Origin of the sequence: Fulvimarina manganoxydans (assembly GCF_900176465.1) — a bacterium.
Classification (GTDB): domain Bacteria; phylum Pseudomonadota; class Alphaproteobacteria; order Rhizobiales; family Rhizobiaceae; genus Fulvimarina; species Fulvimarina manganoxydans.
Window position 1 is genome coordinate 13,970 of the sequence record NZ_FWXR01000020.1, and the last position, 18,541, is coordinate 32,510.

Genomic DNA, 18,541 nt, shown 5'->3' on the forward strand with positions numbered 1-18,541 from the left:
GCGCCTAAGGCTTTCGAATGAAGACTTATGTCGCCGGTGTCAGCATGACCATTGCAGCCTGCATGTCGTGCCAGCGGATCTCGCGCAAAGCCCTCGCCTCTTCGTCGGCGCCCCATTGCCCGATGTTCCAGTCCTCATCGAGATGGGCGAGCCGCCAGGCTTCCTGAGACGAAAGCCGGCCTTCCAGGACGGCAAGGCCGAGCAACGCCGAACCCGTCAGCGAGACGATCTGCTGGAAGGCGCCGACCATGAAGGCGTCGCTCAAGCCAGCAATGCGCATGCGATAAGCTTCCAGGGCCTCGCTTGGCTGGGCCACATGCATGACGCCCTCGGTCAACTCGAACCGATGGCCAAGCGTCTCATGGGCCCAGGTGAGGACGGGGTCCCATTCGAGGCGCTGGCGCTCGACCAGGCGCTCCGGCTCTCCAGCGCGATAGAAGAGCATATCCGTCTCGATGTAGCGCCCGACTTCGTCGAGGATCGGCCGGGGATTATCCACAATGCCGTCGACGATCGTGTTGGCAAGGCGCGTGACCGGCATCGTACCGGGATCGATGTGAGTGCCTTGCGCATCCCATTCGACTGCGATCGCCTCGGCGATCGGCTGGCGGGGCACGGCAAGCGCCCTGCGCGATGGTGTCTTCAGCGATCGACCGTCGAGTTCGAGCGTGAAGCCGTCCCCTGCCCCAACGACCGCGACGGCCTTATAGAAGCGCTTCGGCAGTTCCGGTCGGCCAAGCCTCGTTTCCGACATCGGTCAACTCCATGTCTTTGCGGTGGTGGGTGCAGTGTCCAAGCCGGTTCCCCGAATTCCCCAACCGCCCTCGATAAACGCTGCGAGCGCTTGTCGCAGCTCCGGAACGTCCGTGGCGACCGCCTGCGCGCCGCTTCGTTCCAGCTGTTCGCGATGATGCGATCCCCATGCAACGCCGAGAGCCGCACTTCCGGCAGTCCTCGCCATCTCCATGTCGAAGGTCGTATCGCCGACAACGATCGCATCGGCGGGCGCGAGACCGACCTGCGCACAGCATTCGAGAACCATGGCCGGATGGGGCTTCGACGGGCAGTCATCGGCGGTTCGAATGATGGTGAAGGCGTCCGTCAGCCCGTGCGCGGCGGTGATCGCCGCTACGCCGCGACGGGATTTGCCGGTCACCATGCCAACGAACACCTCGTCTTGCGCAGACAACTCCAGAACGAGATCGCGCATACCGGGAAAAAGATGCTCCACGAAATCGGGTCGCGCGCGCTCGGCACGATATTGGTGCCGATAACCCGCCACCAATGCGGCGACATCCGCCTCACCGAGCGAAGGGCGCAGCGCCAGGATCGCCTTATCGAGCGACAGGCCGATGATGGCTCGCGTCGACTCCCAAGCTGGCGGTGTCAGCCCGTGCGCCTCGAAGCTGCGATCCATGATGGTGCAGATAAGACCTGCCGAATCGGCAATCGTCCCGTCGCAATCGAAGAGAATGGCCTTCATGGGCGATCAGTCATCCAGTGCGGCATCGTCGAAGCCGAACAGATTGAAGGTCTGGACCATATGCTGTGGTAGAGGTGCGATCTGGTCGATCACGCCGCCGTCGGGATGGGGAATGACGATGCGCCGGGCGTGGAGATGCAGGCGTTTCTGCACGCCGCCGGGAAATTCCCAATTCGTGTCATGCTCGAAATATTTCGGATCGCCCAGGATCGGATGACCAATATGGGCCGCATGAACGCGTAGCTGGTGAGTCCGACCGGTGTAGGGCTCCATTTCGAGCCAGGCGAAGTTCTGGGCCACCTGATCGACGACGCGATAATGTGAGAGCGCATGGTCGGCGTCCTCATCGCCATGCTTGGCGATGCGCATGCGATCGCCATCCGGCGTCTGTTCCTTCTTGAGGTAGGTCGAAATACGCCCGTCTCGCTTGGCGGGAACGCCCTTCACGATCGCCCAATAATGCTTCTTGGTCTCGCGCTCACGGAAAGCCTTGGTAAGAGAGATCGCAGCGCCACGTGTGCGAGCGACAACGAGAATACCAGACGTATCACGGTCGAGACGGTGAACGAGGCGGGGCTTCTCGCCCTTCCGGTTGCGCCAAGCCTCGAGCATCTTGTCCACATGGCGCGAGAGACCCGAACCGCCTTGAACGGCAAGACCTGCCGGCTTGTTGAAGACGATGACCTTCTCGTCCTCATAAACCACCATTTGAGCAAGGACATCGGCATCGTGCCGGTCACGCATCGTGTTGGCCGTGAGAGGTCTCGAATCGATCGACTTCGCATCCACACCCATGGGCGGGACGCGGATCATCTGTCCCGGCTGGATGCGGGTATCGGACTTCGCGCGGCCGCCATCGACCCTGATCTGACCCGAGCGCAAAAGCTTCTGCAGATGGCCGAAACCGAGGCCGGGATAATGCAGCTTAAACCAGCGATCGAGACGCAAGCCCGCTTCGTCGTTCTCGACACGTCGCTGTTCGACCGTCGCCATGATGCCGTCGTCCGTTCTTATCCGCGGTATCGAGCGTATAGCCCGTCATGCTCGATACCGTCATATCTATTCAGCCGCACCGCCGAGTTCCCGCAAGGAATGGTCTCGTATCGGCGCGATCATCCGTTCTCCATGCCTTTACGCGGTAGAACAGACGGACGCAAAGGCGGATCGCCCCAGCCAACGACAATCAAGCAGCCGTTTCCTTCGCTCCGCCCTTCCCGGCCCCGAGCATCTTCCAATTCTTATAGAAGGCGCCTTTCAACTGATCGGCGATGGCGGAGATGCCTGCGAGGAGTATCGATAGAAGGCCCGGTACGGGCGAAGGCCGAAGCACATCCATAAAGACGTTGTAGCGCCGAGCATCCACCTCGTTCACTGAGCGATGGAAGAGCGTGTCATCAAAAACATAAAGCGGATCATCTCGCCAAAGATGCCGCTCCCCATTGCATTCGATGAAGACACGGTCGCTGTCGGACGGATTGAGATTGAGGAGCACCCGCAAAGTCAGCCGCAATGGCCCGTAATGCCAAGTGGTCGACTCCTTGCCGGAAAAGACCGAGACGGCGATCGTCTTCACATAGCGAAAATCCCGATTGAATTCAGGCACGCTCTCAATGAAGCGCTTGCCGTACCAGCGGTAGACATACATGCCGCGCCGCCCTGCCCCGAATTCCGAATCGATCTCGGCGATGATGTCCTCTTTGCGAAGCCGGAAGGTCGCGAGCACCATGTCGATCTCCTCGCGCCATTCGGGCGGGAAATCGTCGAGGCGCCAAATGCCGGGATTGCGATAGGACACAATGTCGACGAGGAGATTGAAGGGGGACAGGAGCCAGGTGAGGATGCCGTTGCCCAAAAAATACCGGCTGACCAGTAGCGGCGTCTTTTTCCGATTCCGCATCATGTCAACGAAGCCGCAGGCGAACCAGATCGTCGTGACGACGGGCAGGAACCAGAAAAGCAGGCCGAAGATGGGCACCGCAATGGCGATGCGGCGGAGGGCCTTTCGCTGAGCACGCGTCATGATCGAGCTCCGTTCGATGACGATCGATGGTGACGCGCCCCGCTCCCCGGCGTCTTGTGCTGTTAGGCGACGCGCCAGCGGCGGTTTACTCCCGAACCATCAGGAAATGAAGCGCGATTGTGGCGCCTTGCAACCGCCCTTGCGAGCTCGGCCCCACGCCGTGCTCCTCAACATCGACCGACAGCGTGATGATCGTCGCGTTTCAGACCAAGCCACGGATCACGGCGAAGCCGGCGAAAAGTGCCACAATGCCGATCAGGACCGAGCCTGCAACATAGAGAAAGGCGAGCCCCATGGATCCGCGCTCGATGAGAAGCGCCGTATCCAGGGAAAAGGACGAAAAGGTCGTGAAGCCGCCGAGAAAGCCGGTGGCGAGGAACAGGCGCCAGGCGGCCGACGCATCGACCTTGCGCGCCAGAAGCTCGATCAGAACGCCCATCAGGAACGAGCCGAGGATATTCACCAATGCGGTCCCCCACGGGAAGCCGGTCCCGAGAAGACGCATGGCGGCAAGACCCGAGAGGTGCCGCATTCCGGCGCCCAATCCGCCGCCGGCCATGACGAGAAGAAAATGAACCATGAGGCTCCATAGCGCGCAGGCTCAAGCTTCGGAAGCCGTACGAAATCCGTCTGATCGGTTTCGGGCGCCCCATAGCGAAAGCGCTCCAACCATCCCTAGCCATGAACCGGCTCAAGGCGTCTCAATTGAAGAGACGCATCAACACGAAAACGGCCCCGCCCATGAAGGCGAGGCCGTTATTTTATAGCGACGATGGGCTCGAGTTTAGCTCTTCCCGACCGTCTCCAGGAAGGGCTGCTTCCGCTCTGCGACCAGCCCCTTGAAGGTGGAGTAGGTCAGCACCAGAAGCAGAATCGCGAAGGGGAAACCCGTTGCGATCGCCGCGCCCTGCAGCGCAGCCAAGCCGCCACCAAGAAGCAGCGCGATCGCCACCAGACCTTCGAAGGTCGCCCAGAAAACGCGCTGAGGAACCGGCGCATCCACCTTGCCGCCAGCCGTGATCGTATCGATGACAAGCGAGCCGGAGTCCGACGAGGTCACGAAGAACACGATGACGAGGATGATCCCGATGAAAGAGGTGATCGTCGTCAGGGGTAGCTGACCGAGCATGGCGAAGAGCTTCACCGGAAGGTCCGCATCCACGATGCCGGTATAGCCCGCGATTGTTTCGGTCAGCGCCGTACCGCCGAAGACGGTCATCCAAATGATGGAGACGACTGTCGGAACCACGAGGACGCAGGTCATGAATTCGCGGACCGTGCGACCGCGCGAGACGCGCGCGATGAACATCCCCACAAAGGGCGACCAGCTCATCCACCAGGCCCAATAGAAGGTCGTCCAGCCGGTTCGGAAATTGTCGTCCTCACGCCCGAATGGCATCGATAGCGGGATCAGATCGCGGAAATAGGCGACCGTGTTTCCGACGAAACCACGGACGAGATCCATGGTCGGACCGACGAAGAAGACGAATCCGAGAAGCAGGATGGCCAGGACCATATTGATCTCGGACAAACGCTTCACGCCCGAATCGAGCCCTGCCACCACCGAGATGAGGGCGACGCCGGTGATGCAGCAGATCAGAACGACATTGGTCAGATTGGTGTCTGGAACGCCGAACAGATAGTTCAGACCAGCCGCCGCTTGCTCCGCGCCGAACCCCAGAGAAGTCGCGAGGCCGAACAGGGTCGCGAAGACGGCGAGGATGTCGATGATGTGGCCCGGCCAACCCCAGACCCGATCCTTCAGAAGCGGATAGAAGGCCGAGCGCATGGTCAGCGGCAGGCCCCAATTATAGGAGAAGAAAGCGAGAGCCAGGGCCACCACGGCATAGATCGCCCATGGGTGAAGCGCCCAGTGATAGAGCGTCGCGGCCATACCCAGGCGCCGTGCTTCCAGCTGCATTCCCTCAGCGCCGCCAAGCGGTGCCCAGCTCGAACCCGCCAGCGATTCCGAATAATGGGTCACGGGCTCCGAAACGCCGTAGAAAACCAGGCCGATACCCATACCTGCGGCGAACAGCATGGCGAACCAGCCGAAATAGCCGTAGTCGGGCCGCGCATCCTTGCCGCCCAACCGAACCGAGCCTAAGGGCGATAGGATGAGGCCAATGCAGAACAGCACGAAAATGTTGCCTGCGATCAGGAACACCCAGTCGAAGGTCGATGTTATGGCCGGACGGAGCCAGCCGAAAAAGCTGTCGGCCTCGCCGGGAAAGATCAATGTGAAGGCGACGAAGAGAATGATCACACTCGCCGATATCGGGAACACTGGATTGTGGATATCCAGACCGAATTTCTGCAGGTTGTCTTGTCCAACCTCGTAATCGGTCACCGATTGGTCGGGGATCATCTCGTCGGGTTGAACCGACATGAGCACTCCTTTGATTGTTGCATCAAGTGGGTCCGCGAAGGCGCAGACCAATGCGGAAGGTCGAGCAAATGGAACCTAGCGCGACGCGATCAAGCAGCGCGCTTGGAGCGGGTCCATTGGCGCAAAAAAATTGAGAGCCCACAACACGTGGAGTAAAGCTGTTGCGCGGCGAACGAATTCAAGGCTAGCGCAGTGCCTGGCCGAATTCAATGCGATGCAAGAATCCTCGCCTTGCCGGTCAGTAATGTGGCCTCGTCGTCGAAAAGGCGGCTGGTCGATCGAGCCCTCGCAAGAACTATTCTTCGGCGTCGCTGGTTCGTTCCCGCCGCAATCGGCTCAGGCGTTCGAGCCTTTCACCAATGCGGGCCTCGGCGCCATAGGGCGTCGGATGGTAATAGGCCTCTCGCTCCATTTCGTCTGGAAAATAATTCTGGCCGGAAAATGCGTCAGGCTCATCGTGATCGTAGCGATAGCCCGACCCATAGCCTTCGGACTTCATCAATTGAGCCGGCGCGTTGAGGATGTGGCGGGGTGGCAGGAGCGAACCATGGGCTTTGGCCGCGCGCATTCCCGCCTTGTAGGCCACATAGGCCGCATTCGATTTCGGTGCAGACGCCAGATAGATGCATGCCTGAGCCAGGGCGAGTTCGCCCTCCGGCGATCCCAGATAGTCGTAGGCATCCTTGGCCGCGAGCGTGATCGCAAGCGCGTTCGGATCGGCAAGTCCGATGTCCTCGGACGCCATGCGCACCAAGCGCCGACCGAGATAGAGCGGGTCTTCGCCGGCATCGAGCATTCGGCACAGCCAGTAGAGCGCGGCATCCGGGTCGGAACCTCGCACCGACTTATGAAGTGCTGAAATGAGGTTGTAATGCCCGTCTCGGCTCTTGTCATAGACAGGCGCCCGCCTTTGCACGATCTCCTGGAGACCGTCGGCGCCGAATGTCTCGTTCGGCCCTGCCGCTCGCCAGACCTCTTCGGCGAGGCTGAGGGCGGCCCGACCATCGCCGTCGCAAAGACGCAGGAGCACCGATCGAGCCTCCCCGGTCAAGGGAAGTGGCCGTTCCTCGATCGCTTCAGCTCGCTCCAAAAGGCTTTCGATCGCCTCCGAGGACAACGAGCGAAAGGTCAAGACACGCGCCCGCGACAAGAGAGCGGCGTTCAACTCGAAAGAGGGATTTTCCGTCGTCGCGCCCACGAGAACCACCGTTCCGTCTTCCATCACGGGCAGGAAACTATCCTGTTGCGTGCGGTTGAAGCGATGGATCTCGTCGACGAAGAGGAGCGTCGGGCGGCCATTGGAGCGCCGATGGCGCGCGGCTTCAAAGACCCGCTTGAGATCGGCGACGCCTGAGAAAATAGCGGAGATCTGTTCGAACGCATAATCGCCATGGCCGGCCAGAAGCCGCGCGACGGTTGTCTTTCCCGTGCCCGGCGGGCCCCAGAAAATCATCGAGCTGAGCGAGCCCGTCGCGAGCATGCGGGTGAGAACGCCCCCCTCCCCGGTCAGATGATCCTGGCCAACGACTTCAGCAAGCGTTGCCGGACGTAGACGGTCGGCGAGTGGCCTCGGCGGTTCCGGCTTCGCCTTGGTCGGGGTCTTCGCCGTCGAGCGTTGCGACGACGACCGGTCGCGCGGAGCGGCTTCGTCCTGGGAATTGCCGAACAGATCAGCCATCGCTCAACGCACCCGCTGGACGAGCCGCCGCCCGCCGCGATCGATCTCGAAGTCCCAACCGTCCCAGCGTTCCGAGAGAATGTCTTTCAAACGCGCGACGTCTTCCACCGCATTGCCATTGATCTCGGTGATCACATCGCGAGGCCGCAGGCCGAAGCGGGCGGCCAGGGATCGCGGCTCGACATCCGCCACGACGACACCGCGCTTTTCAAGCGGCATGCCAAGATCCTCGGCAACGCGCGGCGAAAGATTCCAGACAGTCGCGCCTGAAAAGGGATTGCGTCCCTCGACCCGCTCCTCGTCCCGAGCCGGTTCTTCTGGAGCGGCCATAAGTGGGAGTGAGAGCGTCGTCTGGCTCTCGTTGCGCAAAACCGTCAGATCAACGGTGTGGCCGATGCCGGTCGTTGCCAGGCGATAGCCGAGACCGTCCGGATCATTGACGGTGAAGGTGCCGACCTTCAGGACCACGTCGCCGACCTCCAAGCCGGCCTCGGCCGCCGGGGAGCCCTTGGCGACCGCGTGAACAAGCGCACCTGCAGGGCGTCCCAGACCCAAAGCTTCGGCAATGTCGGGTGTGACCGGGGAAAAGCTCGCGCCCACATAAGGCCGCTCGAAACGCCCACCGGCCTTTGCTGCCCTGACGAAGCTCGACACCATATTGGAGGGAATGGCAAATCCAATGCCGTTCGAGCCGCCGGAGCGCGAGAAGATCGCGGTGTTCACCCCGACCAGACGCCCTTTCATGTCGATGAGCGCGCCGCCGGAATTGCCCGGATTGATCGCCGCATCGGTCTGGATGAAGAAGCCGAAGTCGCCGCGCGAGACGTGAGTGCGGGCAAGCGCCGAGACGATCCCGTTCGTAACCGTCTGGCCGATCCCGAAGGGATTGCCGATCGCAAGGACCAGATCGCCGATCTCCAACCCATCGCTGTCGGCGATCGGCAAAGCCGGAAAGGTCGTATCGGCCCCTTCAATCTTGAGGACGGCCAGATCCACGTTCTCATCCTTCAAGAGAACGGATGTCTCGAATTCGCGACCATCGGCAAACGCGATCTTGACCTCGTCGGCATCGGCTACGACGTGGTTATTGGTTACGACGAGACCGCTCTGATCGACGATGACGCCCGAGCCAAGCGAACTTTCCATACGGGGCTCGCGCTCTCGTGGACCGCCGAAGAACTGGCCAAAAAAGGGATCGCCCGCAAACGGCGATCGGCTTTGCGGGACGGCGCGTGCGGCATAAACATTGACGACCGATGGGGCTGAACGGCGGATCAGTGGCGCGAAGGTCAGCGATATTTCTCCGCGACTTTCGGGCACGCGCTCGCCTTCGCCTAATCCGCTGCCGAGACGCGGCGCGAGTTCCTCCGCCTGCGAGTGCGAAGGGGGTTCCGATGGCAAGGGGGCCGCCGGAGCCGGTCGTGGTTCAGCGGGCGATGTCTCGTCCGATTGGCTTTGCCCGCCGAAGAGGTCTCCCAAGCTCCAAGCCCACGCGTCCTGCATCGGGACCGTCAGGGTGCAAAGAAGGATGGCCGCCACTGCGGCGCTCATAACACGTTTCGGATCCGCCACTACCCTACTCCCGACCTCGGCGGTCCGACGCTCGACGTTCGGACCCCGATTTCTCACGAGGATGCGCCGCGTCGCCGCGGCCCCTCGCATGTCGGCAATCGCTTAGACCACTCGGTGGGAGATTGTGAACCGTTTTCGCATCTACATCGCGTGCAGCCGGATGCGAACGGACATAGACAATGCACGTAGCCCGGACGTGAAAAAAAGGGGCGTTGGCCCCTTTTTTTCAAACGTCAAATCCAGAACTCTATCGTCGCCCGCGATATTACTGGGCGGTCACTTGGGCAGATTGCGCCGCAGCGGAAGTCTCCGCAGGGAGATCCGCGGTCGCATAGCTTGCTGTCAACACGGCAAACGCACCGATGGCACCAAGCAGCGTCAGGAGGGTTCGACGCATTGGAAAGCGCTCCGTTTGATTCAAACTCTCGGTAGTTTGCATGACGATTCTTTAAATCCCCGTAAATTCTGCCACATTTCTGTGAGGGCGTCCCTGCTCCGTTGGGATAAGTCTGTTGAACCGATTTGGTTGCATATCAATGGCATCGAGCAGGCGCCGGTCTCGCGGGCTGCGAATGCCACGTCTCCGCGCACCAGCATAGCGCATTTGCATCACAGTCTGACGGAAGCCGAAAGTCGTCATTCTGCGAGTTGAGCCATGCGGCTTTCATGCATCGCACGGACCGGCTCCCGGAACAGGAACTGGTCCGAGCCATCGTCTAGCAGGAACGTTGTCGCCGCCTGTTTTTCCGCGAAACAGGATCAGCGGGACACCGCACTCATATTGGTTGGTGGGTCCATGAAAGCACAGCTTGTACATGGCCGTAGGCGGCTCTGGCCGTCATCGAGACATTCACTGGATGCGCATTGACCCCAAGGGCCAATTCATCCGTCTAGCGCTATCAAATATGACCTTGAGCACGCAGGCTCTTTAGCGTGGCTTCCACGGCCTCTTCGGGCGTGCGCAGGCCACGGCCCAAAAGGGCTTCTGCAGGCCGGCTATCGATCGACTTGTAGCGCCCTAGTTCCGAAATCGCCGGCGCGACTTGCCGCGAGAAATGTCCGAGAATGCGGACCACCGAGTTGGGAAGGATCCAACGCGGTCTGCGCTTTTCGTAACTCGGTTCGAATTCGGCAATCGTGGCGCCGAGTTGGATCGGCGATCGCATACCGCCGGATAGGAGGTATCGCCGGCCCGGAGCCTCCAGAGCGCTCAACGCCGCGACATGGGCGTCTGCGACATCTCTCACATCGACGACGCCGAAAGCGACGTCCGGAGCGAAGGGAATCGGATATCTCATCAAGGTAGCGATGATCTGCGCGGACGTCCCGAGGCGGTCACCGAGCAAGGGTCCGAGGACGAAGCCTGGGTTGATCGCGACGAGCTCCGTTTCGGTTCCTTCGACGCGTTCCCAAGCCGCGCGCTCGGCCAATGTCTTCGAGACGGCATAAGGATAGGCGACGTCGCTTTCGACATTTGTCCAGTCCGCTTCATCGAATGGCCTCTCCGCGCGGTTGGAATGGCCGATATAGACGGCGACTACCGACGAAGTCAGAACAATGCGCTCGACGCCAGCGGCGATCGCTGCATCGAGCACGTGAAGTGTGCCGTCCCGCGCGACGGGAACGAGATCGTATTTGCCCTTGGGTTGGGTCGGCGGAAAAGGTGATGCCGTGTGGACGACGAAGCGGCAGCCATCCACCGCCCGTGGCCAGTCGGCACTTCGCGTGAGGTCGGCTTCGACAAACTCCAAGCGATCGACGGCATGGCCAGCGGCAGCCAGCGTCGATCGGACCGCCTCACCTCTTGCCATACTGCGAACGGAACCGCGAAGGTGAAAACCAGCATCGAGAAGGCGCGCTGCAATATGCTTTGCGATAAAGCCGGACAGGCCAGTGAGCAAAATTGTTGTCTTACTGTCGTTCACCTGTTTAGACCTCCTGTTCGGCTCCTTGCATCTATACGGAAATAGAAGCAGGATAATGCAGCGTCGCTAAAGACAACTCAAGCGCTAAACTCGCGACGCGAATATTCAAACAGTTAAATATAATACTACTTCTATAAAATGCCGATCGACAGGGTCTCTAGCCGGAAGAAACTTCGCGGGTTCGCAAACCTGACGAAAAGGGTAAGTTACGAGAAAAATCGACGCGAATGCCCCAGCACCCCGTCGCAAGCCCAACGAAAAAGGGGCCACGAAGGCCCCTAATTTGATGTCGATCTCGATACCTCACAGCCTCAGGCGGCTTCGGTCTCATTCTCTTCTGCCTCGCGGCGGGCGCGATCGGCAGCGCCGCGGGCTTCGGGATCACGGTCGACGAATTCGATGACGGCCATAGGCGCATTGTCGCCATAGCGGAAGCCGGCCTTCATGACGCGACAGTAGCCGCCCTGGCGCTCGGCGTAACGCGGAGCCAGCGCGTCGAACAGCTTGGAGACCGCAGCCTCGTCGCGAAGGCGAGAGGCCGCCAGACGGCGCGCATGCAGGTCGCCGCGCTTGCCAAGGGTGATCAGCTTCTCGACGATCGGACGCAGATCCTTCGCCTTGGGCAAGGTGGTGACGATCTGCTCGTGCGTGATGAGCGAAGCCGCCATATTGGCGAACATTGCCTTACGGTGGCTGGAGGTGCGGTTGAGTTTGCGGCCGCGATTGCCGTGACGCATGGGGTTATTCCTTTGAAGTCAGAGGCCGGCTCTTGATTGGCCGGGGGTCGGGATCTTTGCGTCCCTGCCGTTCACAGACGACAGGCCGCCGTTCCTTTGAAAGATTTCATCACCTGCCGGCTCGAAGACCTGCCGGACAGAAACGCCCGCCCCGGAATCACCTCCAGGGCGGGCGCGAGCACTCAATACTGGTCTTCGTAGCGCTTGGCCAGATCGTCGATATTCTCCGGCGGCCAGGACTGCACTTCCATCCCGAGATGCAGACCCATAGAGGCCAGAACCTCCTTGATCTCGTTCAGCGACTTGCGGCCGAAATTCGGCGTGCGAAGCATTTCCGCTTCCGTCTTCTGAATGAGGTCGCCGATATAGACGATGTTGTCGTTCTTCAGGCAGTTCGCCGAGCGGACCGAAAGCTCCAGCTCGTCGACCTTCTTGAGCAGCGCCGGATTGAAGGCGAGCTCGGCCATCGGCTCCTCGGCGCCAGCGGCACCGGCGATCGGCGCGCCGCGCTGGTCGCGCTGCGGCTCCTCGAAATTGATGAAGACCGACAGCTGGTCCTGGATGATACGCGCAGCATAAGCCACGGCATCCTCGCCAGAGATCGAGCCATCGGTCTCGATCGTCATGGAGAGCTTGTCCTTGTTGAGATCCTGCCCCTCGCGGGTGTTCTCGACCTTGTAGGACACTTTCTTGACCGGCGAGAACAGCGCATCGACCGGGATGAGACCGATCGGCGCGTCTTCGGCGCGGTTCTGATCGGCGGGGACATAGCCCTTGCCGATATTGACTGTGAACTCCATCCGGATCTCGGCGCCGTCGTCGAGGGTGCAGATCTCGTGATCCGGGTTGAGGACCTCGACATCGCCGACGGTCTGAATGTCACCAGCGCGCACAACGCCCGGACCCTGCTTGCGCAGGACCATGCGCTTCGGGCCTTCGCCCTGCATGCCGATGTTGATTTCCTTGATGTTGAGGACGATGTCGGTCACGTCCTCGCGCACACCTGCAATCGAGGAAAACTCGTGCAGGACGCCGTCGATCTGGACGGCGGTGACAGCAGCGCCCCTCAGGGAGGAGAGAAGGACGCGGCGGAGGGCGTTACCGATCGTCAGACCGAAACCGCGCTCCAGCGGCTCGGCGACGAGGGTCGCCTTGGTCCGGCCTTCGCTCTTGAAGACGAGTTGATTCGGCTTCGAGAGGTCCTGCCAGTTACTAGCAATCATGAGTACTGCCTTTCAGTTTCCTCGCCACCATCCAATCGTGGCGATGGTTCTGACACGCCGACGCGCCGCCATTCAGAGTGAAGGGCGGCGCGGGCAAATTGCCGACCCCGGCTCGAATGCCGGGGAGAAAGACGTCGGGCCAAGCGATGATCCCGAAGACACATCGCCGGCGGGGCGCGTCGATCCGAAGCCGGGTCGACGGCAGAGCCGCGAACGTCGATTAGACGCGGCGCTTCTTGCGCGGACGAACACCATTGTGCGGGATCGGCGTCACGTCACGGATCGAGGTGATCGTGAAGCCTGCCGCCTGAAGCGCGCGGAGCGCCGACTCACGACCGGAGCCCGGACCGCAAACCTCAACTTCCAACGTGCGCATGCCGTGCTCCTGCGCCTTCTTGGCGCAATCCTCGGCGGCGATCTGTGCGGCGAACGGGGTGGACTTTCGCGAACCCTTGAACCCTTGCGCCCCGGCCGACGACCAGGCAATCGCATTGCCCTGGGCATCCGTGATCGTGATCAGCGTGTTGTTGAAGGTCGAATTCACATGGGCGACGCCCGACGTGATGTTCTTGCGCTCGCGGCGGCGAACGCGCTGTACGTCTTTAGCCATTTTCTTGTCTTTCTTTCGATCTCATCACCGCCGTAATACCGGCGGCTCCACCCGGCAGCGGCGCCCCGAAAAGGCGCCACGGCCGCCTTACTTCTTCTTGCCGGCGATCGCCTTGGCCGGACCCTTACGGGTGCGCGCATTGGTGTGCGTGCGCTGGCCGCGGACCGGAAGACCGCGACGATGGCGCAGGCCACGATAGCAGCCGAGATCCATCAGGCGCTTGATGTTCATCGACGTCTCGCGACGCAGATCACCCTCGACCTGATAGTCGCGGTCGATGATCTCGCGAACCTGAAGGACTTCGGCGTCCGACAGATCGTTCACGCGACGGTCCTGGCTCAGATTGGCCTTTTCCATGATCTGACGCGCAAAAGAAGGGCCAATGCCATGAATATATTGAAGCGCGATAACAACGCGCTTGCTCGTCGGAATGTTGACGCCAGCGATACGTGCCACGTCGTCTCTCCTCAAGGGTTGGGTTCGGGCCGTCACCCGGATAAGGTCACGAAGGGTTCGACGGCCGAAAGCGACCGATGCGAGGCGCTCCACATAAGAAGACCTAGCTTCGATCGCAATGGATTCGCGAATAGGGCAGCGTATAAGAAAAGCTGCTTGACAAGTCAACCGAAGCACCCTGCCCTCCTGTTGCGATTGGGCAGGGTGCTTGGACGACGAGGCTTTAGCCGAGGACCGAGGCGACGGCGTCCTTGGTCCGCGCAACAACCAGATCGGCCTCGTCCTCGGTCAGGCAGAAGGGCGGCGCGAAGCCGAGAATGTCGCCCTGAGGCATTGCCCGGCCGATGACGCCACGCTCGGCAAGGGCGGCGGCAATGCGCGGGCCGACCTTGTCTTCTGCCTCGAAGAACACCCGGTCGTCCTTGTCCTTGACGAATTCCACCGCCGCCAGGAGACCCTCGCCGCGGACGTCGCCCACATGGGCGTGGCCGGCGAGCGCGTCAGAAAGCCCGTTGCGGAAGCGCGTCCCGACCGTCTTGACGTTTTCGATGAGATCGAGCTTGTCGATCAATTCGAGATTGGCAACGCCTGCGGCGGCGCAAAGCGGGTGAGCGGAATAGGTCCAGCCATGACCGATGGCGCCGAGCGCGTCGGAGCCCTCCACCAGCGTCTTCCACATGCGCTCCGAGACGATCGAGCCCGAGAGCGGCGCATAGGCCGAGGTGAGACCCTTGGCGATCGTGATGAGGTCTGGCTTCAGCCCGTAATGGTCCGAGCCGAACATGGAGCCCAAACGCCCGAAACCGGAGACCACCTCATCGGCGATCAGAAGCACGTCGTATTTCTCGAGGACCGCCTGAATCTTCTGCCAATAGCCGGCGGGCGGCGGCACGATGCCGCCGGTGCCGAGCATCGGCTCGCCGATGAAGGCGGCGACCGTGTCCGGGCCCTCCGCAAGGATCATCTCCTCGAGCTTCTCGGCGCACCAGCTCGAGAATTCCTCTTCGCTCTGATCCATGTTCGGACGGCGATAATAATAGGGCGCTTCGGTATGGAGGATCGGCGCGCGCGGCAGATCGAAGGCATTGTGGAAGAGATGAAGGCCGGTCAGCGAGCCGGTCATCACGCCCGAGCCGTGATAGCCGCGCCAGCGCGAAATGATCTTCTTTTTCTCCGGGCGGCCGAGGACGTTGTTGTAATACCAGACGAGCTTGATGTTGGTCTCGTTGGCATCCGAGCCTGACAGGCCGAAATAGACCCGGCTCATATGATCCGGCGCCCGGTCGATGATCATCTTGGCGAGGCGGATCGATGCCTCGGACCCGTGACCCACATAGGCGTGATAGTAAGCAAGCTCATGAGCCTGCTTGGAGATCGCCTCGGCAATCTCGGTGCGGCCATAGCCGACATTCACGCAATAAAGGCCGGCAAAGGCGTCGAGGCTTTCCTTGCCGTCGCGATCGACGATCGTCGCGCCATGGCCGGTCTTGATGATACGGGTCGGCGACTCGCCGCGCGCATGGGTCCCCATATGGGTGGAGGGATGGAAGAAGTGATCGCGGTCGAAGGCGTTCAGTTCGTTGTTGCGGTCGAGCATTGAGAGAGCTCCTCGTTCGCCTTTGAAAAGAATGTGTTCGGATTGTGTTTCGAGATCGACTGGCCTCGTCAGCCCTGGTCGAGGCAGACGTAGCGAAGATCGGTGAAGGCCTCCAGGCCGTGGCGCGAGCCTTCGCGGCCGAGCCCCGACTGCTTGACGCCGCCAAAAGGGACCGGCGCGCCGGTGATCTTGACCCGGTTTACCGCGATCATCCCGTAGTCGAGCGCGGCGGTCATGCGGGCGATCCGGCCGCCATCACGAGTGACGAGATAGGCGCAGAGGCCGTATTCGCTGTCATTGGCCCGCGCGATCACCTCGCCTTCCGTGGCAAAGCGCGTCACCGCCGCGACCGGGCCGAACGTCTCCTCGCGCATGATCAGGGCATCTTCGGGAACGTCGGTCAGAAGCGTCGGAGCATAGAAGCGGGGCCCAAGCGCCGAGCGGCCTCCCCCAACGAGGCAGCGGGCGCCCCGCGCCACCGCGTCCCTGACCTGGGCTTCCACCTTTTCGACCGCTCGCTCATGGATCAGCGGGCCGACATCGACATTCGCTTCGAAACCCCCGCCAAGCGTCATATCCGCGATGCGCCGCGCGAAGGCCGCGACGAAACGATCATAGACGCCGTTCTGAACGAAGATGCGATTGGCGGCGAGGCAGTCCTGGCCCGAGGTCGCGAATTTCGCCGCGACCGCTATATCCGCCGCCCTTTCCACATCCGCATCATCGAAGACGATGAAGGGCGCATGGCCGCCAAGTTCGAGGACGAGGCGCTTGACGGTCGCCGCCGACCGGGCGGCGATCAGGCGCCCGATCTCGGTCGAGCCGGTGAAGCTCATCGCACGAACCCGCGCGTCGTCGCAGAGTTCGCCGACGATTATCGGCGCATCTCCCGTGACAATATTGAGAACACCCGCCGGCATTCCTGCGCGGATCGCAAGCTCGCCAAGGGCCAGCGCCGAGAAGGGCGTCTCACCCGACGGGTGGGCGACGACTGTGCAGCCGGCTGCCAGCGCCGCCGCGGCCTTGCGGGTCAGCATGGCGGAAGGAAAATTCCAGGGCGTGACGAGCCCGACGACGCCGACCGGCACGCGCGAGACGCTCATGGAGGCGCCGGGCAGGTGGCTCGTGACGCTCTCGACAGTCACGCGCTGCGCTTCTTCGGCGTAATAGGCGATGAAGGAGGCGGCATAATCGATCTCGCCGCGCGCTTCGGCAATCGGCTTGCCCTGCTCGCGGGTCATGATAATCGCGAGATCCTCGCGGGCCGCGAGAATGAGATCGTGCCAGCGGCGAAGAATGGCGGTGCGTGCCTGAGGAAGCATCGCCCGCCAATCAGCAAGCGCAGTCGACGCCGCGTCGATCGCCTCGCGGGTCTCCCTGGCTCCCAACGCCGGAACGGAGCCGATGGTCTCTTCGCTCGCCGGATCGACGACGGGACGGGTTTCGTCCGAAACGCGCCACTGTCCGTTGATCAAGGCGGCTTGGACGAAGAGCGTTTCGTCCGAAAGGCGCTCGAAGGGACGCAACGCACGTAGGGTTTTGGCGCTCGCCGACATTGCCGATCTCCATGTTCGGGTGATGGAGAGAAGCCTATCCTGTCCGGCGGCGAGATGTCGGCTGTAGTTGGGGCGATCGGGCGAGGAGAATTCTCCTCAGACCCCATTTCCGGCGAGGAGTCTTCCCTTCGGCCCCCAAAAGCCGGTTTGACCAGTCCAGATCAGCGCGTCTCTTCGATCATCTCGATCGGAATTTCGGTCCGCTTGCGGGCGCTGATCGCCGGATAGGTGAAGTAGCGCTTCACCCCTGCCCCCGTCTCCAGAAGGCGCTCGATGATCCGCTGATAGCTGGCGAGGTCGCGGGTGACGAATTTGCAGATATAGTCGAAGCCGCCGGAGATGCACCAACACTCCACGATCTCTGGCGTCGCCTCGACGGCCGCTTCGAATGCGGCGAAATCTTCCGCGCGGTGGTTCTCGATCTCGATCATGACGAAGAGATGCGTCATCGGCCCATAGACGTCCTCGGCAATCCGGGCGCCATAGCCTTCGATGATTCCCGAGGCCTCCAGCCGATTCAGACGCTCCCAGCAGGGCGTCGGCGACAGATTGACCCGCTCCGCGAGAGCGGCCTTCGAGATGCGGCCCTCCGCCTGCAGGATGGCCAGCATCTTGATGTCGCGATCGTCCAGCTTGATGCCGCCCCGGGACATGTCGACTCCTTACGCGTTCCACGAAGCCCCGAGTTAGAACCATCAGGGCGGCCGCGTAAAGTTGTCGATCGAAGACGAGCCTTGCTGGCCCGCCTTCAGGCCTATCGCACGATGAGGCAAGGCACCGAAGCGAGCGAGGCAACCTTATGGGAGACCGAGCCCAGTAACTGGCCGCCGATATCGCCATTGCCCCGCGCTCCGAGCACGATCAAATCCGCGCCGTGATCGCTGGCAAATTCCACGATGGCGCGCGAGGGCTGTCCCCGCTTGGCGTAGGCCCGGGCCTCGCCAAGGCCGGAGCGGATCGCGTGATCACGCGCCTCGGCGGCAATCTCGCTCGCATAAGCCTTCATTGCGTCGTCCGGCCGCTCCAAAGGCTTCTGGCGGACCATGGACAGCGAAGCTTCGAGCGGTGAATGATGACGGTAGACGCAGACGGTCAGAAGACGGGCTGCAAAGGTCTTCGCCATCTCGATCGCGGTCTCCAGAGCCTGTCTGGACTGTTTGGATCCGTCCACCGGTACGACGATGGTCTTGTACATCTCGTCCCCTCTCCGGTTCTCTCGAATGTGTACACACTCGGCGGCGTTGGCCGAATGGTTCAATGCGCCCTCACCTCCCCGATCAGCGAATGGAGCCGCC

At 61.7% G+C, this 18,541-nt stretch carries 17 protein-coding genes; all 17 read right to left on the minus strand.

All coding sequences use genetic code 11. From position 1 onward, the window contains the following. Positions 1-25 precede the first annotated feature (25 nt). On the minus strand, positions 26-754 hold the full coding sequence (locus tag B9A15_RS17560) for an ATP12 family chaperone protein (protein ID WP_084411835.1): 729 nt from the start codon (positions 752-754) through the stop codon (positions 26-28). Positions 755-757: 3 nt separating this feature from the next. Next, complete coding sequence (locus B9A15_RS17565; RefSeq protein ID WP_084411836.1) at positions 758-1,483, minus strand: HAD-IA family hydrolase; 726 nt, start codon at positions 1,481-1,483, stop codon at positions 758-760. Between the two features lie 6 nt (positions 1,484-1,489). Continuing rightward, positions 1,490-2,476 (minus strand): RluA family pseudouridine synthase, encoded by a 987-nt coding sequence (locus B9A15_RS17570; RefSeq protein WP_084411837.1) that lies wholly within the window; start codon positions 2,474-2,476, stop codon positions 1,490-1,492. Between the two features lie 190 nt (positions 2,477-2,666). Beyond that, positions 2,667-3,503 (minus strand): aspartyl/asparaginyl beta-hydroxylase domain-containing protein, encoded by an 837-nt coding sequence (locus B9A15_RS17575; protein WP_084411838.1) that lies wholly within the window; start codon positions 3,501-3,503, stop codon positions 2,667-2,669. Positions 3,504-3,705: 202 nt separating this feature from the next. Beyond that, entirely contained in the window at positions 3,706-4,083 is a 378-nt protein-coding gene (crcB, locus tag B9A15_RS17580) for a fluoride efflux transporter CrcB (RefSeq protein ID WP_084411839.1), read from the minus strand. Positions 4,084-4,287: 204 nt separating this feature from the next. Beyond that, complete coding sequence (locus tag B9A15_RS17585; RefSeq protein WP_084411840.1) at positions 4,288-5,892, minus strand: BCCT family transporter; 1,605 nt, start codon at positions 5,890-5,892, stop codon at positions 4,288-4,290. 295 nt (positions 5,893-6,187) lie between these two features. Continuing rightward, complete coding sequence (locus tag B9A15_RS17590) at positions 6,188-7,570, minus strand: replication-associated recombination protein A (protein ID WP_084411841.1); 1,383 nt, start codon at positions 7,568-7,570, stop codon at positions 6,188-6,190. Between the two features lie 3 nt (positions 7,571-7,573). Continuing rightward, positions 7,574-9,121, minus strand: coding sequence for a DegQ family serine endoprotease (locus tag B9A15_RS17595; protein WP_425292970.1), 1,548 nt, complete (start codon positions 9,119-9,121; stop codon positions 7,574-7,576). Positions 9,122-10,041: 920 nt separating this feature from the next. Further along, positions 10,042-11,067, minus strand: coding sequence for an NAD-dependent epimerase/dehydratase family protein (locus B9A15_RS17600; RefSeq protein ID WP_084411842.1), 1,026 nt, complete (start codon positions 11,065-11,067; stop codon positions 10,042-10,044). 311 nt (positions 11,068-11,378) lie between these two features. Beyond that, positions 11,379-11,804 carry a 50S ribosomal protein L17 gene (gene rplQ, locus B9A15_RS17605; protein WP_084411843.1) on the minus strand — a complete coding sequence of 142 codons (426 nt, stop codon included), beginning with the start codon at positions 11,802-11,804 and terminating at the stop codon, positions 11,379-11,381. A gap of 182 nt (positions 11,805-11,986) precedes the next feature. After that, a complete protein-coding gene (locus B9A15_RS17610; protein ID WP_084411844.1) occupies positions 11,987-13,027 on the minus strand; it encodes a DNA-directed RNA polymerase subunit alpha in 1,041 nt (346 codons plus the stop codon). Positions 13,028-13,247: 220 nt separating this feature from the next. Next, on the minus strand, positions 13,248-13,637 hold the full coding sequence (gene rpsK, locus B9A15_RS17615; RefSeq protein ID WP_084411845.1) for a 30S ribosomal protein S11: 390 nt from the start codon (positions 13,635-13,637) through the stop codon (positions 13,248-13,250). A gap of 87 nt (positions 13,638-13,724) precedes the next feature. Continuing rightward, the gene (rpsM, locus tag B9A15_RS17620; RefSeq protein ID WP_084411846.1) at positions 13,725-14,093 is read right to left on the minus strand and encodes a 30S ribosomal protein S13; all 369 of its coding nucleotides are present in this window, start codon (positions 14,091-14,093) and stop codon (positions 13,725-13,727) included. A 223-nt stretch (positions 14,094-14,316) separates the two neighbouring features. Next, a complete protein-coding gene (locus B9A15_RS17625; protein ID WP_084411847.1) occupies positions 14,317-15,690 on the minus strand; it encodes an aspartate aminotransferase family protein in 1,374 nt (457 codons plus the stop codon). Positions 15,691-15,758: 68 nt separating this feature from the next. Further along, positions 15,759-17,246: an NAD-dependent succinate-semialdehyde dehydrogenase gene (locus tag B9A15_RS17630; protein WP_084411848.1), complete on the minus strand. Its 1,488-nt coding sequence runs from the start codon at positions 17,244-17,246 to the stop codon at positions 15,759-15,761. Between the two features lie 161 nt (positions 17,247-17,407). After that, a complete protein-coding gene (locus B9A15_RS17635) occupies positions 17,408-17,899 on the minus strand; it encodes an Lrp/AsnC family transcriptional regulator (RefSeq protein ID WP_084411849.1) in 492 nt (163 codons plus the stop codon). A gap of 101 nt (positions 17,900-18,000) precedes the next feature. Further along, a complete protein-coding gene (locus tag B9A15_RS17640; RefSeq protein WP_084411850.1) occupies positions 18,001-18,441 on the minus strand; it encodes a universal stress protein in 441 nt (146 codons plus the stop codon). Between the last annotated feature and the right edge of the window lie 100 nt (positions 18,442-18,541).

Excerpts from the sequence above, each read along its gene's own strand:
- rplQ (WP_084411843.1), bottom strand. The coding sequence starts at position 11,804 with ATGCGTCACGGCAATCGCGGCCGCAAACTCAACCGCACCTCCAGCCAC.
- B9A15_RS17590 (WP_084411841.1), bottom strand. The coding sequence starts at position 7,570 with ATGGCTGATCTGTTCGGCAATTCCCAGGACGAAGCCGCTCCGCGCGAC.
- rpsK (WP_084411845.1), bottom strand. The coding sequence starts at position 13,637 with ATGGCTAAAGACGTACAGCGCGTTCGCCGCCGCGAGCGCAAGAACATC.
- B9A15_RS17625 (WP_084411847.1), bottom strand. The coding sequence starts at position 15,690 with ATGCTCGACCGCAACAACGAACTGAACGCCTTCGACCGCGATCACTTC.
- B9A15_RS17640 (WP_084411850.1), bottom strand. The coding sequence starts at position 18,441 with ATGTACAAGACCATCGTCGTACCGGTGGACGGATCCAAACAGTCCAGA.
- B9A15_RS17585 (WP_084411840.1), bottom strand. The coding sequence starts at position 5,892 with ATGTCGGTTCAACCCGACGAGATGATCCCCGACCAATCGGTGACCGAT.
- B9A15_RS17610 (WP_084411844.1), bottom strand. The coding sequence starts at position 13,027 with ATGATTGCTAGTAACTGGCAGGACCTCTCGAAGCCGAATCAACTCGTC.
- B9A15_RS17630 (WP_084411848.1), bottom strand. The coding sequence starts at position 17,246 with ATGTCGGCGAGCGCCAAAACCCTACGTGCGTTGCGTCCCTTCGAGCGC.
- B9A15_RS17635 (WP_084411849.1), bottom strand. The coding sequence starts at position 17,899 with ATGTCCCGGGGCGGCATCAAGCTGGACGATCGCGACATCAAGATGCTG.
- B9A15_RS17560 (WP_084411835.1), bottom strand. The coding sequence starts at position 754 with ATGTCGGAAACGAGGCTTGGCCGACCGGAACTGCCGAAGCGCTTCTAT.
- B9A15_RS17595 (WP_425292970.1), bottom strand. The coding sequence starts at position 9,121 with ATGAGCGCCGCAGTGGCGGCCATCCTTCTTTGCACCCTGACGGTCCCG.
- crcB (WP_084411839.1), bottom strand. The coding sequence starts at position 4,083 with ATGGTTCATTTTCTTCTCGTCATGGCCGGCGGCGGATTGGGCGCCGGA.
- B9A15_RS17565 (WP_084411836.1), bottom strand. The coding sequence starts at position 1,483 with ATGAAGGCCATTCTCTTCGATTGCGACGGGACGATTGCCGATTCGGCA.
- B9A15_RS17570 (WP_084411837.1), bottom strand. The coding sequence starts at position 2,476 with ATGGCGACGGTCGAACAGCGACGTGTCGAGAACGACGAAGCGGGCTTG.
- B9A15_RS17575 (WP_084411838.1), bottom strand. The coding sequence starts at position 3,503 with ATGACGCGTGCTCAGCGAAAGGCCCTCCGCCGCATCGCCATTGCGGTG.